This is a genomic window from Caulobacter sp. P4_E5 (genome assembly GCF_056401555.1).
The window spans coordinates 1-1,421 of sequence record NZ_JBFUJD010000162.1; the positions used below are offsets into that span (position 1 = coordinate 1).

Below are 1,421 nucleotides of genomic sequence, written 5' to 3' on the forward strand. Positions count from 1 at the left end.
CCTCCCCCGCTTCGCATGGGAGGAGGAAGCGGCATCCTCCTCACCCGTGAAACGGGGGAGGTGGCGCGGCGCCGATAGGCGACGTGACGGAGGGGGCGTCCCCTCCGCYCAAATCTTACAGCTGATCCAGTCCGTACACCGCGTGCAGGGCCCGCACGGCCAGCTCGGTATAGGCCGCGTCGATCAGGACGCTGATCTTGATCTCCGAGGTCGAGATGACCTGGATGTTGATGTTCTTCTCGGCCAGGGCCGCGAACATCGACTGGGCGACGCCGGCGTGGCTGCGCATGCCGACGCCGATCACCGACACCTTGGCGACGTCCTCGTTGACCGCGACGTCCTCGAAGCCGATCTCGTCGCGGGCGGCGCGGACGATCTCGACGGCGCGGGCGGCGTCACGCTTGCCGACCGTGAACTCCATGTTGGCGGTGTCGGCGCTGCGGGCGCGCGACTGCACGATCATGTCGACATTGACGTTGGCGTCGGCCAGGCGGCCGAAGATCTGCGAGGACACGCCCGGATGGTCGGGCAGGCCCAGCAGGGTGATCTTGGCTTCGTCGCGGCTGTAGGCGACGCCCGAGACGATGCGCTTTTCCATGATTTCTTCCTCGTCGCAGACGATCGTACCTTGTCCGGGCGCTTCGCCCGGCTCGACGAAACTCGACAGCACCCGCACCGGGACGCGATGGGCCATGGCCATCTCGACCGAACGGGTCTGCAGCACCTTGGCCCCTAGCGAGGCCATTTCAAGCATCTCTTCGTAGCTGATCTTGGCCAGGCGCTTGGCCTTGCTCTCGATCCGCGGGTCGGTGGTGTAGACCCCGTCCACGTCCGTATAGATGTCGCACGCGCCCTTGACCGCCGCGGCGATGGCCACTGCAGAGGTGTCCGAGCCGCCCCGGCCCAGGGTGGTGATGCGCTGGTCGCTGGTCACGCCCTGGAAGCCGGCGATGACGGCGATCTCGCCGGCCGCGAAACAGGCTTCCAGGTTTTCGGGCGGAATGTCCTCGATGCGGGCGCTGCCGTGGGCCGCGTTGGTCAGGATCGGCACCTGCCAGCCCAGGAACGAGCGGGCCTTGTGGCCCATGTTGCGCAGGGTCATGGCCAGCAGGCCGGCCGTGACCTGTTCGCCCGAGGCGACGACGGCGTCGTACTCGTCGTCGGATTCCGGAATGCCCTGGGCGGCGCGGCCCGAGCCGTCGGTCCAGGCGACCAGCTCATTGGTCTTGCCCGACATGGCCGACACGACCACCGCCACCTGCTTGCCAGTCGCGACCTCGGCGGCGACCAGGCGCGCCACCCGGCGGATGCGCTCCAGGTCGGCCACCGACGTGCCGCCGAACTTCATCACCAGACGTGACACGTCTTCTGTACCTCGAGGCTTGGTTATTTCTTGCGCCCGCGCGGCCGGATCGCTCCCC

General features: G+C 67.8%; 1 protein-coding gene. It reads right to left on the minus strand.

Annotated elements, in window-relative coordinates; genetic code table 11:
• Positions 1 to 115 precede the first annotated feature (115 nt).
• On the minus strand, positions 116 to 1,363 hold the full coding sequence (locus AC1DSO_RS24740; RefSeq protein WP_477071328.1) for an aspartate kinase: 1,248 nt from the start codon (positions 1,361 to 1,363) through the stop codon (positions 116 to 118).
• Positions 1,364 to 1,421: the final 58 nt, after the last annotated feature.